The organism is Prevotella sp. PTAC (genome assembly GCF_013166535.1).
Taxonomy (GTDB): domain Bacteria; phylum Bacteroidota; class Bacteroidia; order Bacteroidales; family Bacteroidaceae; genus Prevotella.
Window position 1 is genome coordinate 156,434 of the sequence record NZ_JABKKK010000002.1, and the last position, 16,048, is coordinate 172,481.

General features: G+C 50.4%; 9 protein-coding genes. 2 read left to right on the forward strand and 7 right to left on the reverse strand.

The annotated features are described in order from the left end of the window. Positions 1-105 precede the first annotated feature (105 nt). Positions 106-2,688, reverse strand: coding sequence for a T9SS type A sorting domain-containing protein (locus tag HPS53_RS02390; protein ID WP_172204108.1), 2,583 nt, complete (start codon positions 2,686-2,688; stop codon positions 106-108). 234 nt (positions 2,689-2,922) lie between these two features. After that, positions 2,923-3,882, reverse strand: coding sequence for a transporter (locus tag HPS53_RS02395; protein WP_172204110.1), 960 nt, complete (start codon positions 3,880-3,882; stop codon positions 2,923-2,925). Positions 3,883-4,138: 256 nt separating this feature from the next. Here HPS53_RS02395 and HPS53_RS02400 point away from each other — a divergent pair, with 256 nt between their 5' ends. Next, entirely contained in the window at positions 4,139-6,211 is a 2,073-nt protein-coding gene (locus HPS53_RS02400; RefSeq protein WP_104370225.1) for a TonB-dependent siderophore receptor, read from the forward strand. Positions 6,212-6,414: 203 nt separating this feature from the next. Here the strand turns inward: HPS53_RS02400 and dnaA are convergent, their stop codons facing one another. The 5 genes from dnaA to HPS53_RS02425 all read right to left on the reverse strand — a co-directional run bounded on the left by dnaA (position 6,415) and on the right by HPS53_RS02425 (position 13,797). Continuing rightward, a complete protein-coding gene (dnaA, locus tag HPS53_RS02405) occupies positions 6,415-7,824 on the reverse strand; it encodes a chromosomal replication initiator protein DnaA (protein ID WP_172204112.1) in 1,410 nt (469 codons plus the stop codon). A gap of 368 nt (positions 7,825-8,192) precedes the next feature. Further along, positions 8,193-9,095: an MlaD family protein gene (locus tag HPS53_RS02410; protein ID WP_172204114.1), complete on the reverse strand. Its 903-nt coding sequence runs from the start codon at positions 9,093-9,095 to the stop codon at positions 8,193-8,195. Continuing rightward, a complete protein-coding gene (locus HPS53_RS02415; protein WP_104370227.1) occupies positions 9,092-10,504 on the reverse strand; it encodes an N-acetylmuramoyl-L-alanine amidase in 1,413 nt (470 codons plus the stop codon). The genes HPS53_RS02410 and HPS53_RS02415 overlap by 4 nt, the downstream gene beginning before the upstream one ends. A 150-nt stretch (positions 10,505-10,654) precedes the next feature. Continuing rightward, on the reverse strand, positions 10,655-11,026 hold the full coding sequence (folB, locus tag HPS53_RS02420) for a dihydroneopterin aldolase (RefSeq protein ID WP_172204116.1): 372 nt from the start codon (positions 11,024-11,026) through the stop codon (positions 10,655-10,657). Positions 11,027-11,232: 206 nt separating this feature from the next. After that, entirely contained in the window at positions 11,233-13,797 is a 2,565-nt protein-coding gene (locus tag HPS53_RS02425) for an adenosylcobalamin-dependent ribonucleoside-diphosphate reductase (protein WP_172204118.1), read from the reverse strand. 236 nt (positions 13,798-14,033) lie between these two features. On the opposite strand from HPS53_RS02425, the gene HPS53_RS02430 reads away from it, so the two are divergent. Next, a complete protein-coding gene (locus HPS53_RS02430; protein WP_172204120.1) occupies positions 14,034-15,653 on the forward strand; it encodes a family 43 glycosylhydrolase in 1,620 nt (539 codons plus the stop codon). The last annotated feature ends 395 nt before the right edge of the window (positions 15,654-16,048 follow it).

The window sequence follows — 16,048 nt, forward strand, 5'->3', positions numbered from 1 at the left end:
GACTATCGTACAAAATTACGGTCAACGGCTCGTAAAAACGCCATATATCGCTACAATGACGGAAACTCACTGCCGACGACACGATGAACAGTCGTAAGCCACGAACTATCTTTTCATCATCTTACGTGAGAATGTACCCTCAGAAGATTTTACCTTGAGTATATACGCACCTCCGGCAAGCCGTCCGAGACCCATTATCTGCAGCGGAGCATTGTTGCCGGCAAAGTGATTGACGCCATATACCTTTGCACCGGTGATGGCATATATGCCTATCTCGACGTTCTGAGGTCTCTTAAGATTGAAGCCCAGCACTATATTATCCGCCATCGAGCTGCCGCTCCTCAAACTTACCCACTCTTCATTTTGACCGGCTACGATGCCGTCAATACCGTTCTTGTCCATACATGTGACACGGATGGTATCGAAACGTGTGGACTTGTCCACTACATTTGAACCGCTCTTTATCACAAACTCATACGTGCCGACGGCCGACGGCTTGCCTTCGAGTACCAGTTTCTGCTCTTTTATGGTACGTGTGAACTTGAAACCGTCCATCACCTTGCCAGGAACCTCCGTCCCGTCGGGATTTATCGACAGGTAAAGACTGGGCGTAGTGCAGTTCTTGTAATTGATAACGACGGGCACGATGCTGTCGCCGAGACTCACGTTCTGTTCCATCGCACCGTCGCCCGCAAGAGTATAGCGTGTGAGGAACATGTCGGGCAGGTAGTATCCGAGGTGAGGAGGCTGGTTGTATGCCGTGTTCTGCCATGTTATACCCATGCGATACGTATGGTCGTGCATCAGCGTGGGAACACGGAACTTCGTCTCAACGTTTGTAGTGAAGATGTTCAGATGAGCCGCGTCGCTGCCATCCCACAGTATCAGTTCCTCGCGCCAGTCGCCAAGAATGTCGGCAAGCAGGTTTGGAGTTTTCTTGGATCCGTTGCATGTAGACGAGTGAGCGATGTCATAGAAATTCTTTCCCGACTTCGGGTATATGCGGCTTGTGCCGTTACCGGTCCACTTGTCCATCTGGTTTCCGTCGAGAAGTTCGTCTTGCAGGTCGCCATCCCAGTAGGCACGGAAGTTAATGGAAGTTCCCTTATCGCTGATTGCCTGCCCGGTCACGGCACTACGCTGCGACCTGTCTGCGGCCGAGCTGAACTCGAAACCACGGTTGTCAGCATCTATATCGGCAGCTATTCCGCGGCCGTTATCTCCGCCGGAGGTAGCGCTCCATATAATCTCTCCCGTTGCGGCATCGTGCAAATCCCATCCGTAGGGACTGCCTTCATGTACCTGGAACACCTCAAGCCCCGGACGATCGGGTATCAGGTCGCTCAGATGTATAGCGTCTCCATGTCCATAGCCGGTGGCATAGAGCAGCTTTCCGTCGTTGTCTATGGCGCAAGAGCCCCATATTATCTCGTCGCATCCGTCGCCATCGACATCGGAACAAGAGATATTATGGTTTCCATTGCCATAAGCCGTCTTGCTTCCGGCTCCCCCACGGGTATTCGTATTATAGGTAAAAGTCTCCTTCTTTCCGTCGGCATCCGTCAGTTCGACCGTCGTCTGCGACTTGGAGTAATGCAGCCATTTCTGCTTCAGGCGCTCGCCGTCGAAATCAACGGCCCAAAGAAATGCGTATGTATAATATCCGCGGCACATAACGGCACTCGGGTTCTTGTCCGGACCGTCGAGATATGCCACCGTGGCAAGATAGCGTTCTCCGCGGTTTCCGTACGATCCGTTATCGGTCTTGCCGCTCCGATCGTCCCAGTTGAACGATCCGGGCTTGTCTCCTCCATACTGCGCGTTGCGGTTAGGGTTATAGAATATGGTATGTATCGCCGCTCCTGTAAGGCCGTCGAACACAGTGAGATACTCCTGCCCGCTATTGATCCGTCCTGCCGAGGTGCGATGGTCTTTTGAATTGTCGGCACTCTTTATCTCGTCTTCCGTGGCAACCTGATTTACGTATGTGCCCGTCCCGTCAATGCTTCCGGGAGCTGTCTTGCACACAAGCTCGGCCTTGCCGTCACCATCGAAGTCATATACGAGAAACTGGGTGTAATGTGCTCCGGCACGGATATTAGTTCCAAGATCTATCCGCCACAGTTTCTTACCGTCGAGTTTATAGCAGTCGAGAAATACGTTTCCGGTGTATCCGCTCTTGGAATTGTCCTGCGAGTTGGACGGATCCCACTTCAATATTATCTCATAGTTTCCATCGCCATCCACGTCTCCCACGCTGCAATCGTTGGGAGTGTAGCTGTATGTCTGTCCGTCGGGCGATTTCCCGTCTGCCGGTTTGTCAAGCGGCAACGAACGGTAAATGTCTCCCCACGACGTAACAGCCTCCGTGGTGTCTCTCACCCCTCCCTGTTGATATGTCACAACCTGATACTTGCTGTTCGCATACCCCACAGGATCGACTATCGACGTTGTTCCGGTGATATTCTTTTTCAGCGACTGTCCGTCGCAAAGTACCTCAAAAACGGTGGAGTCGTTGTCAGTCCCGAGCATTCGCCAACTGACGAAACGGCCGTTACCGCTGCTTGCCGGCACGACCACCAGTCCGCGGTTGAGCTTTTCCATCTGGCTGACCGGTGTGTTCTGAGCGCCGGCACCCATAGGCAACACAGCCAACAAGGCTAATCCTAAATGTCTGAATCTTTTCATATCAGTAGTAATAATTATAGTTTAATGTACAAACTTACGACAAAATAGCTAAATTAATAACCTTTTGCTGTTTTTTAACATTTTATCCTCAATATTTCCGTTTTCCCCTTTCATTATGACGATTTGTCTATGCAGACGTATTCACTCATCACTTATATTTCCGCCACACAAGCCATACGGGCAAACATTGGCTTCGCAAATCTCTGCATACCGGTATACCGGTTCTCAAGACTGTCACCACTTCACACGGCCGTACTTCTCTTTATACCACAGTTGCCATGCGTTCACCATATTCTGCCAAATCACGTATGCTCCCGGAGCAACGGCCGCGAGAGGATTGAGAAACGTGACAGTGAGCCATATCGCCACCACAGTATTTTTCTGGCCGAGCGCCTGACCTGCACTGATATTGTCGCCGTATGGCCGTCCTACTCCCTTGCCGAGCGAGAAAAGCACAAGAGCGACCACAAGCGGCAAGGCAAGAAGACCCACGAGTACGACACCTGTCACCGAAGAATAGAGAATGTTGTGCACCGTAAGTCCGGTGACTACAGCCAGATTAAAGCACCACATATAGAAACCGAAGTTTCTCGTGCGGCAGATGCGTTCGTTGAGACGGGGCAGAAATTTACGGGTGAGCACGGCAAGCACCAACGGTGCCACAAGCACCGAAGCCACATTGCGCAATACAAGCAGCGACGTGGCCACGAAAGGTATGTGCGCCTCTTTCTCGACAAAAGGGAAAAGAACGGGGATGATGAGCGATGTGACGAGATTGTCGATGATAGTGAAAATCGTCAGCGAGGCTATGCTGCCACCAAGTTTCTCGGTCACTACCGCGGCAGCGGCGGCCGTGGGACATACCACACAGACGAAAGCGCCTTCGAGAACGAGTTTCAGACCCTCATCGTCGACAGACGTGATGAGCCACACGAGAGCTACAGAAATGGCTACACGGGCTATCTGGAGCCACAAATGCCACGGCCGCGGCTTCATGTCACGGAGTTGTATCTTACAGAACGTGACATAAAGGATAAGAAACATACCGTAAGGCAGCGTATCAACCAAAACCGGCCCGACGGTGTAGCCAACAGGTTCAAGCAGCTCCACGTTAGAAAAAAGCAGATAAAATACCGTGCCAACGCATATTGAAACGGGTAAAGTCCATTTCTTGACAAAAGAAACTATGCTCATAACGGATGCAAAGGTAGCAAAATAATGCGACTAAAAACGGTTGACGACAGAAAATATGCATAGGGATATGTATCGCTACAATGCCTGTAACGAAATATTTCTCTGATGTATATTTCCAATAAGAGAAATAACAACCCTACACCCAAACCATGATAAATATTTTTCTGTCAAACTGTCTTTTTTTCATTTTTATTGCTATCTTTGCCGCCCGCAAGGTAAAATCCTGCGGTTTTTATTAACATCATTTATTAACTTTATGTACAAGACAAACTCAAACAAGAGGGATGTGTTCAAGTTCCACCGTTTCGGACACAAAGGATACTCTCTCTTTGCCAGCTTGGGTCGCGAGGTGCTCATCGGTACACTCAGCGTTGTCACACTGTCGCACGCAAAGGCCGACGGAGTGAGCGTCGAGCCTGTGACAGCCGATACCACCGCGGTGCGTACCGACAGGGAACTGTCGCTCGAAGAGGTGAACATCACCGGATCGAGGGCGCCGCTGACAAGAAGCCAGGCAGCGAGAATGGTAACCGTACTGGAACGCGACGAGATCGCGCAGGCTCCGGTACAAAGTATTAACGACTTGCTGAAATACGCCGTGGGAGCGGACGTCAGGCAGCGCGGACCGATTGGAGCGCAGACGGACATCAGCCTCAGGGGCAGCAACAACGAGCAGATCACAATACTGCTCAACGGCATCAACATCTGCGACCCGCAGACAGGCCATAACACTTTCGATTTCCCGGTTGACATTAGTGAAATCGAACGGATAGAAGTTCTCGAAGGACCCGCCGGACGTGTATATGGCACATCATCACTACTCGGAGCAATAAACATCATCACCAAAACACCGGCACGCAGCAGCATCGACGCCCATGCGGAAGCGGGGTCGTATGGTTATGCGGCTGCGGGAGCGAGAGCAAACATTGCACGAGGCAAATGGAACAACCAGCTATCGGGAGGATATACCCGCAGTGACGGATATAGCCGCAACAAGGCCGGAGGACTGAACGCCGACTTCAGTGGCGGCAAGAGTTTCTATCAGGGCAACTATACCGATGACGACATGATCGTGAAATGGCACGCAGGAATAAGCACGAAAGATTTCGGCTCAAACACGTTCTACGGCGTGAAGTGGGACGACCAGTTCGAGCACGTCACCAAGACATTCACAGCCATTCAGGCCGAGAACCGCAGAGGACGTTTCAGAATAAAACCGTCCATATACTGGAACCGCACGGCCGACCGGTTCGAGCTGTTCCGCAACGCACCTGAAAAATCGAAGTTCAACTATCACCGCTCCGATGTATTCGGAGTGAACATCAACAGTTATTTCGACTGGGCACTGGGACGCACGGCCATCGGTGCAGAGCTGCGCAATGAGGACGTAATCAGCACATCGCTGGGCGAGCCTCTAGACAAGCCGCACCACATACACGGCACAGACCGCGACTATACCGGCGGACTGAACAGGACTAACATCAGTTTTGTGGTCGAACACAACATCCTGCTCAGACGTTTCACACTTTCTGCCGGACTCGTGGCGGCGAAAAACTCATGGAACAACATGAACATGCGCGTATACCCGGGCATCGACGCAAGTTACCGGATAGGGCACGACTGGAAAGTATATGCCTCGTGGAACACGTCGCTGCGCATGCCGTCGGTGACAGAACTCTACTACACGCAAGAGGGATACAAGGCTGACAAATATCTGAAACCGGAAGAAATGTCGGCATTCGAGGCGGGTGTCAAATACGGAGGACGCTGCGTGACGGCAAGCGCAAACGTATATTACAACCACTGCACAAACCTCATCGACTGGATACGGCACACTGACCTTGGCCCTGACGCCCCATGGGAATCAGTGAACTTCACTGAAGTGAACGCCGTAGGCATGTCAGCATCTGTACGTGTCGACTTGGCACGGCTCATGCCAGGACAGCGTGTCCTGAGGTCATTCAACGTGGCATACAGCTACATAGACCAGTCGAAAGACGAGCAAGCGAACATACAGAGCAAGTACTCGCTCGAATATCTGCGACACAAGGTGGTGGCATCGATGCACGCCGACATACTGCCATCGCTACGGCTCGGAGTGTACTACCGCTTTCAGGAACGCACCGGAACATACGCAGACGCTGCCGGAACGGTGCTATCATACAGCCCGTACTCCATCGTCGACACGCGCCTGTCGTGGCACGCCTCGGGATACAAGCTTTACGTAGAGGCCAACAATGTATTCGACAAGTCTTACGTTGACTATGGCAACATTCCGCAACCAGGCGCATGGATAATGGCCGGCGCGGTATTCAACGTGAAACTGTAAAGACGACATAAAACAAGAACTCCATGCTTCATGCCGAACAGGCACTACGCATGGAGTTCTCATTATATATAAAAGCCCTTAAAGTTATATTCCTTTCCGCTTATTCACTTACCGTTCTCCGAACGATTGCTTAAAAACCGCCAATCGGCTACCATAACGCCTTACTCACTATTATCATGACTTAACCATCAGCGACTTGCCGCTCACTTCTTCAAACGGAACGAGTTTTCGATACTGTTAAGTTCCTCCACAAAGGCTTTATCCACCTTTAAACGCTGCTCAACAGTGGAACAACTGTGGATTACGGTAGAGTGATCGCGATTGCCGATAAGCTGCCCTATGCGAGAGGCCGGCATCTTGGTGTATTTCTGAGCGAAATACATCGACACCTGACGCACTGTCACATAGTCGCGCTTACGGCTGCGGCTAAACACGTTCTGTTGAGTCACGTTATAGTGAGTACACACTTTTTCAAGAATATCATCCACGGTAAGAGGGCGGTTGTCTACCTTCACGGCACGTTTGATGACCCGCTCGGCCAAGTGCATGTCTATATTGCAGTTGTATACCACCGAATAAGCCATCAGCGAGTTAATAACCCCTTCGAGATCACGCACGCTGCCATTGGCCGTCTCGGCTATAAATCCGATTACATTATCAGGGATTTTAAGACCATCGCGGCGGCATTTCGATTTCAGAATGTCTATGCATAACTGCACGTTGGGCTTTTCAAGCTCGGCAATGAGTCCGCAACTGAACCTGGTAAGCAACCGGTCTTTCATTCCCTGCAACTCTACCGGCGGGCGGTCGCTTGCCAGTATTATCTGCTTTCCGTTGCGGAAAAGATGATTGAAGATATGGAAAAAAGTGTCGAGAGTCTTCGGAGCCGTCGCCCACTCCTGTATATCATCGACGATGAGCACGTCGATAGACTGATAGAAATTGATAAAGTCGTTCGTGGTGTTCTGCCGTGTGGAGTCGGTATACTGCACCTGAAAAAGCCTTGCGCTTACATAAAGCACGCGCTTGGCAGGATACATTTCCTTACAGCGCACACCGATGGCATTGACAAGATGGGTTTTCCCACATCCCGAAGGTCCGTATATGAAGAAAGGATTGAATGTAGACTTCCCCGGATGCTCCGCAATGGAAAGTCCCACCGTGCGCGGCAACTTGTTGCTCTCACCCTCTATATAGTTATTAAAAGTCTGACGAGTGTTCAACTGCGGATTAAGTTCCTGCGAAACAGCGGCATTTGCCGTCCTCGCTGCCTCACCGCTACGTGCCGTAGCCTGCGGAGCACTGATCTCGGCAGGCTCTTCCGCCTCCACCTCCTGGGCTATATTGTGGGCCTTGTCCACCACTATGCGATAACGCAACTTAACGCTTGTGCCGAAACAATGTGTCAGAACCTTGCCCAGAAGACCTATATAATATTGCTCCAAGTACTCATAAACATATTGACTCGGTACCTGAACCAACAGCGTCCGTGCCTCAACGGAGTAAGACTCGAAGACTATCGGTTGAAACCAAGTGTTGAACTGCTGCTCCGTGACATTCTCCTTAATCAGTGTAAGGCACTTGTCCCAGAGCATCTTATGCTTATTTACCATCAGAGTATATTTATCGTTATTATATAATCCGATAAGGATTACATCATTATTAGCGAATGCAAATTTCGCTTTTTTTTCCGAAATAGACAAATTTTAAGTTTCGAACTTTACATGTCCGGCAACACGTAAGTCACTTATCCACGGCACATTAAGTGTAAACCAGCCATTTTTCATGTCTAAATAAGGACACTTACCACCAACCCACTGTGTCTCAGTCGTTTAAAATCATAAAACCATCAAAAGACATTTAAAGTGCTTTCAATGGCTTTTCAGACTTAAAACCCATATTCACAATACATTCCGCATAATCCGGAACATCATGACATGCGTCTTCATACAATTTAGACGAAATAAAAATCAGGCAATCCTTATTTGGCTTTCCGTCCGAATACGGAGAAATGTACGTATCGCTTGGGATGCTGTTTGAGATCTATCATCAATGAATCGGCATCGCGCATGGTGGCCGTCAGATTATTATAAAGCTCCGGATCACGCATGAGCAACCCGAAAGTACCCTCGTCGCTGTTCATCTTCTCCGTAAGATCATGCACATTTGCGAGCGTGGCATCAACCTTTGCCATGGTTGAGGCAACGTCTACGGCTGTCAATTGTTCGGTCAGTTTGTCCGTATTGTCGAGCACTTTATTTGCTTTTTCCATCATTCCGGGTACGTTTCTATTCAGACCGGCCATCAGCCTGTTGGTCTCCCTGGTGGTAACCATAAGTTCCGAGGTTATCTGATCCACATTATGAATAGAATTTAAAAGCGCCTTATCGTACAGAAGCATATTCAGACCGGCCATTATCGAGTCGAGCTTCGGCAACATCTTCTCCACCGTAGGTATCATCGCCGCCGCACGTCCGAGCATTCCGGCATCCTTGTTTCCGATGATAGTGTCGCCCACGACCAGGTGCTCCAACGGATTTCCGGTAAGCATCAGGTTCACTTTAATATTACCGAGCATGTCACTCTCTATCTCGGCTGTCGAGCCTTTGGGCAGCCGTAAGTTCTTGTCAAGTCCCACAACGGCTATTATCTCGCCCGTCTTATTATAATTGTATATAATGTCTTTCACCACACCGACCTTATAACCTGCGGCATATACGGGACTCGACGCAGACAAACCGCTGATGTCATCGAATGCCACATAATATGTATCCTCGTTTGAATAAAGGCTCAATCCTTTCAGGAATTGCAGTCCGAAGAAAAGAACCACAATACCAGCTATGGCCACAAGTGCTATCTGCACTTCCTTATTAAAGAATTTCATAACGTCTGTTTTTTATTTCTGTTTTGTTTAAACTCACGTATCGCCTCGACCACATTCACTTTCTTTCCGCCCTTGAAAGCTATGATGAAAGCCTCGGGAAACTTCTCTACAAGTTCTTTCCTCAGGCGGTATATGGCGTTATAGTCCGCCGACGCTCCGCAAGTATACTTATACATGCCGTTCTCTTCGTAACAGTCTATGTTTTCAGCGCCCTTGAATTGCTGGCTGTCGGGACGCAGATTGCGGTTACTTGCAAGTATCTGGACCTTGAATATAGGCTCGTCAGCGCTTTGCTCCGTGGTGCGTATTCTTATTTCATGTACGGCATTGTCTTGCTTTCCGGTCGTGCCAGCCGCTTGCTTTACACCGTTTGCCTGCTGTTTCGTATTGCCTGTATGCTGTCCGGCCGCAACTGTCGAATTCTGCCCGGCGTCATTTTTCCTCGCTTCCGCCTGCTCATCACGGCCGGCCGCTGTCCGGAGGGCATCAGGCAGATGTCCGCCACGGGCATCCCGCAATTCTGCCACTATGCTCTCGGCATCCGTATTCTTCTTTTTGGATTTGCTTTTCTTTTTCTCATCTTTCTTATCCTCATCCGCTTCGGCCGCCTTTTTCTGCGCTTCCGACATGTAAGGAACGGTTATCGACTTATCATATTTCTTACGATAATCCAGAAAAGCGTTGTATATGCCTCTTCCAAGAGCGTCTATTCCGTTCTCCGTATTAAGAAATCTCTCTTCCTCGGGAGTGGTGATAAATCCCAACTCTATCAAGCAACCCGGCATCGATGTCTCCCGCAATACAAGGAACCCAGCCTGCTTGACACCTTTATTGGGCCTTCCCGCCGCCGCACAGGTGCGCTGCTGGACATATCTCGCCATGTCTACGCTCTGTGCCATGTTCCTGTCTTGCATGAACTCAAACATTATATAACTTTCCGACGAACGCGGATCAAACCCCTCATAATGCTGTTTATAGTCTTTTTCTATCAAGATTACCGAGTTCTCGCGCTTAGCCACGTCAAAATTGTCAGATGCCCGGTGCATACCGAGCGTATAAGTCTCCAACCCACGCGCTATCTTTCCTTTCGGCAGAGCATTCGTATGCACAGACACAAACAGATCGGCCTTATTGCGGTTGGCTATGTTCGCCCGTTCATGGAGAGTTACGAACACATCCGTCTTGCGCGTATATATAACTTTGACATCAGGACAGTTACGCTCCACGTACCTGCCGAAAGCCAGAGCGACATTAAGGTTGATGTTTTTCTCTTTCGAGTATGTACCCAGCGCCCCAGTGTCATGTCCGCCGTGCCCCGGATCTATGACAAGGGTAAAGCGTTTCTCAGCAGCCCAGGCCACCGAAAAACACATGGCAATCAATAAGGATAGAATTGTTCTTTTGCACATACTGCCTATAAATTGGTGCAAAAATAGACATTTTCCGATAAAAACTCAAATATATCAAATAGTTTTATCATTTATTAAATGTATATCAATCAGATTACCGGCGCAGGAGTTTTCTGTATCGGAAAGATATTGTAATCAGCGGGTTACCGCTTAGTCCCTTGTCAAATGCACCTCCACACCCGCCCCACGGCAGTCGGCTCCCATAGGAGGATTGCACTTTGTGACACTCAAATCGACACTTGCCAATGCCGGAAACTCGGCGAAAAGAGCCTTCCCGATACGTCCGGCGACATGTTCCAGCAATCCGGACGGGCGCTTCATCTCGCGCTTCACGACTTCAAACACATCCGCATAACTAACGGTATTATCCACATCATCGGTCAGCATGGCATGCGTAATGTCGTATCCCACACGCACATCGACAACAAAATCCGCCCCAACCGTCCTCTCCTGGGGCATCACCCCGTGACTGGCATGAAAACGGATACCGTTCAAATAAATATAACTTGATTGCAATTTCATTATTCTTATGATTATAAACGAGATTTCAATAACCGGTAATCAAGTGTCTGTGATGAGAAAAACTCGTTTGAAAATGATTTGCGGAGTATTGGAATAACTGAAAGTTCGGAGCCGGTAGTGGGACATGCCGGATAAAGGCATTATTAATCAATGGCGCTCCCACTACCGGCACCGAACTTCCAGTTATTCCAATATCCCAAAAACCATTATCCGCAACGCGATGCCCCGCAGTTCTTGCATATCAGGCAGCCCTCCTGATACAGCAGCGTTTCCTGTCCGCAATTCGGGCATTTCTGTCCTTTTGCCTCCGTACCGTCCACGATATACTTTTTAAGCGCGCGCTCAACACCGTTTTTCCATGTGTTGATGCTTTCGCTTTTGAGCTGAAGTGAGCCTACAAGCTTTATGACATGGTCTATCGGCATACGATAACGGAGCACTCCACTGATAAGCTTGGCATAATTCCAGTACTCGGGATTGAACTTCTCGCTAAGTCCCTCTACCGTCGTCTTGTATCCCCGCTTATTTTCAAACTGGAAGTCATAACGCTTGCGCCCGTCCTCGCTTACGCTCTTCACAATCTTTCCTTTGGTAACGGTCTTGGGCAACACTATACCTTCCTCATCGTCTTGCAATCCCGTGAATATCTCATACGGATAACCGTTGAGCAGTCCGACAAACGCCACCCACTTCTCCTTATTATTCTGGAAGCGCACCACATCGCATTCAAGCGTCCGCGGCCTTACCTCGGTAACCTCAGGATGCTTGCACGGCTTAGCGTCTCCGTCGGCTGTATGCCCGTCTTTCTTCTTGTCTTTCTTGGATACGGAAATCATTACTCCCGCACGGCTGCCGTCACGATATATCGTGCAGCCTTTGCATCCCGAGCGCCATGCTTCCACATAAAGACGGTTTACAAGAGCCTCGTCCACGTCATTGGGCAGGTTTACCGTCACGCTGATAGAGTGGTCCACCCATTTCTGTATCATGCCCTGCATGCGCACTTTCATGAGCCAGTCCACATCATTTGCCGTGGCCTTGTAATACGGCGACTTGGCTACAAGCTCGTCTATCTCGTCCTGTGTATACCTCTTTGCCGTGTCAAGACCGTTCACTTCCATCCAAGTGAGGAACTTATGATGGTATACGATGTATTCCTCGAACGAGTCTCCTACCTCGTCCACAAAATCCACATGCACGTCCACATCGCCCGGATTGACCTTGCGGCGACGCTTGTATACCGGCATGAACACCGGCTCTATACCGCTTGTGGTCTGAGTCATGAGGCTTGTCGTGCCGGTTGGTGCGATTGTAAGGCAGGCAATGTTCCGGCGACCGTATTTCACCATGTCTTCATATAACTGCGGATCGGCCTCTTTCAGGCGCATGATGAAAGGATTTGCCGCTTCCCTTGCCGCGTCGAACACTTCGAAAGCGCCGCGTGTCCTGGCCATGTCTACCGACGAACGGTATGCCGAAAGGGCCAACTGCCTGTGTACATCGACAGAGAAGTCGGTTGCCTCTTGTGTGCCATAGCGCAGGTTCATAGCCGCCAGCATGTCGCCCTCGGCCGTTATTCCGACACCCGTGCGTCGTCCCATACCGCTCTTTCGCCTTATTTTTTCCCAAAGATAAAGTTCGGCCCCTTTCACCTCTTCGTTCTGAGGATCGCATCCTATCTTTTCCATTATGGCGTCTATCTTCTCCAATTCGAGGTCTACGATGTCGTCCATTATGCGTTGCGCCGCAGCCACGTGCTTGGCAAACAGCGCATAGTCGAAACTCGCCTCAGGGGTGAAAGGATTGCGCACGTATGAATACAGGTTTATTGACAGCAGCCTGCACGAGTCGTAAGGACATAGCGGTATCTCTCCGCATGGGTTTGTAGACACCGTGCGGAACCCCAGGTCGGCATAGCAGTCGGGGATGCTCTCACGCAATATCGTATCCCAGAAGAGCACTCCCGGCTCGGCACTCTTCCATGCGTTGTGCACTATTTTCTCCCACAACGCTTTGGCGTCGATCTCTTTTTGGTAGTCGGGTGTGGCGCTGTCTATCGGAAACTTCTGCATATACGGTTTGCCGTCTACCGCCGCCTGCATGAATTCATCGTCGATCTTGACTGATACGTTGGCGCCCGTCACCTTGCCCTCGGTCATCTTGGCGTCAATGAAAGCCTCGCTGTCAGGATGCTTTATGCTCACCGACAGCATCAAGGCGCCGCGCCTACCGTCCTGCGCCACTTCACGTGTCGAGTTGCTGTAACGCTCCATGAAAGGCACGAGACCCGTTGAAGTGAGCGCCGAGTTGTTCACCGGAGACCCTTTCGGACGTATGTGGCTAAGGTCGTGCCCCACTCCGCCGCGACGCTTCATCAACTGTACCTGCTCCTCGTCTATCCGCATTATGGCGCCATACGAGTCGGCATCGCCATCGAGACCGATTACGAAACAGTTGCTCAGCGAGGCCACCTGATAATTGTTTCCGATACCCGTCATAGGGCTTCCGGCAGGCACTATATACTTGAAGTGGTCGAGCAACTCGAATATCTCCTGTGCCGACATCGGATCGGCGTATTTCCGTTCTATCCTTGCTATCTCATTGGCTATGCGGCGGTGCATGTCTTCGGGCGATTTCTCATATATGTTTCCGAAGCTGTCTTTCATGGCATACTTGTTCACCCACACACGGGCCGCAAGCTCGTCGCCGCCAAAATATTTCTTTGAGGCCTCGAAAGCCTCGTCGTTACTGTAAGTTTTCTTGTTGTCCATTACGGTGATATTGATTTCGACCGACAAAGATAACTACTTTATTCGATACGGCAAATAATTTTCACGGAAAACTTTTTGCTCCTCACGAGGCGATGAGATCATCCGAAAAAGGGAACCGAATGGCTTTGCGAAAGACGGTTGACGTACTTAAAAAGAAAGCCGTGAAGATGCCTGCATTTGCATTGTCACACTTTTTTTACTACCTTTGCGCCATCAACTAAAACAATCAATAAATCATGATCAAAAAATTCTTCAAATGCCTTGTGCCGCTTGCTGCGCTGACGGTGATAACCGCAGCTGCCCAAGCCACATGGAACGACACTGCCAATGGTTTCGGGGCTATACGCAACGACGCTTTCCGGCACACAACCGACGGCAGTCCGCTGTTCAGTCACGGCGGCGGAATATTCCGCTTCAAAGACCCTGATACTGGCACAGACAAGTACTATTGGTACGGCGTGCGCTACCGAGGGTCGAAAGAGTACATGGCCGACCCGTCTGTGACTGTCGAGCACGCCGTATTCGACGGAGTGACATGTTACAGCTCGACGAACCTTACCGACTGGAAGTATGAAGGCGACGTGCTCGACAGAAACGAGATTGCCGCCCACGAACATGTGTCGTGGGTCGGACGGCTCGGCGTGGCATATATAGACAGCATGCGGTGCTATTCGCTAATAGTGCAGTGCGGCAACGGAGTGCTGTTCACCACATCCCCCACTCCCGCCGGCCGTTTCCGCTGGCAATGGAAGCGAGACATGACCGCCACCATAGGAACCCCGAATACCGGCGACCAAACTGTGTTCACCGATGAAGACACCGGCCGGTCTTACCTCGTCTACTCATACGGACGCGGGCGAAACAAGATTTACATATCTGAAATCGGCGTAAGGGGTGACAGCATAGACCTGCTTGACTGCACAAAGATATTCCACGGGGCAAGCCGTGAAGGCAACTGCATGTTCAAGTACAAGGGTCGTTACTACATGTGCGCGTCCAACATATACGGCTGGGACGGCTCTTACGCCTATTACCTCATGGCCGACGACATACGCGGCCCCTACACGCCGACAAACGACATGCAGATAATGCCTGGATGCGAGGCCGACTACGCACACGTGTCGCAGACGGGATTCTTCTATACCGTGCGGGGCACGAAGCAGGAGACCGTAATTTACTGCGGTGACCGGTGGGCGTGCTTCGCCGGCAACGGCCTCGGCTACAACCAGTGGGTGCCTCTGTCGTTCGACAACGCCGGCAAGCCCTACTTCAATTCGCTGTCCTCATGGTCTCTGAACGAAACTACGGGAGAATGGCGGGTTAACTCCGACAACAATTATGTGCGAAACGGCAGTTTCGACGCCGACCGCCGACGGATACCCAATCCAGTGAAACCGCGGCAGGAACATCTGCTCGGCTGGGACACAGAGATAATCAAAGGCCGTGACGTGGCTGTAGACGACAGTCTGTCGCCGAAACTCAACCACCCCAACAGTCGCGACGACCGACGCCACGTGACAGGCGAGTTCAGCCTATGTATCAGCGACGGCGAGGCTTTCACACGCCGTGTTTCGCAGGTGGTCGAGTCGTCTCCATACGTGCCACTGCCCGACGGCATATATACACTCAGCGCAAAGGTGCGCCGCACAGGCCGCTTCTCACGGCTGACAATGTATGCCGAGAGCGGAGGCCGCAAGACCGAGCGCAAGATAAAACCGTCGGCCAAAGAATGGACGACCATATCCATTGACAATATAAAAATAAGCGGGAACCGCGCCGTGGTAGGCTTCTATGCCGACGGAGATGCTGGAGCGGAGTGCCTTGCCGACGATGTCGTGCTGACACCGAGACACTGAACATGACGAGAGCATTACTCAACAGTACATTCAGGTAAGGGTCAACGGCATTACAGAATTAATTTACAAAAAACGACGATTCATGATTTTTCAAGGTTACCACACCTTGCAAAATCATGAATCATTTTTACATTCATATCAGTTTTTTCAACTTTTACGGCTTTGTAAAGGCTCCGGCACGAAAAAGCGGAAAAACGGTAAATATCTGGTTTTCTTCATATTGTCCTGCATTTGGATACCCGTTGCAACGCATTTAGTATCCCGTTGGAGTGCAACGAGCGTCCCGTTGCACTCCAACGGGTATCCAAATGCAACGCAAAAAGCCATAAAATTCGAACCAACGGGATACTTATTGCCTCAAAAAAGGATTACCAACTGATTTCGACTGGCATATT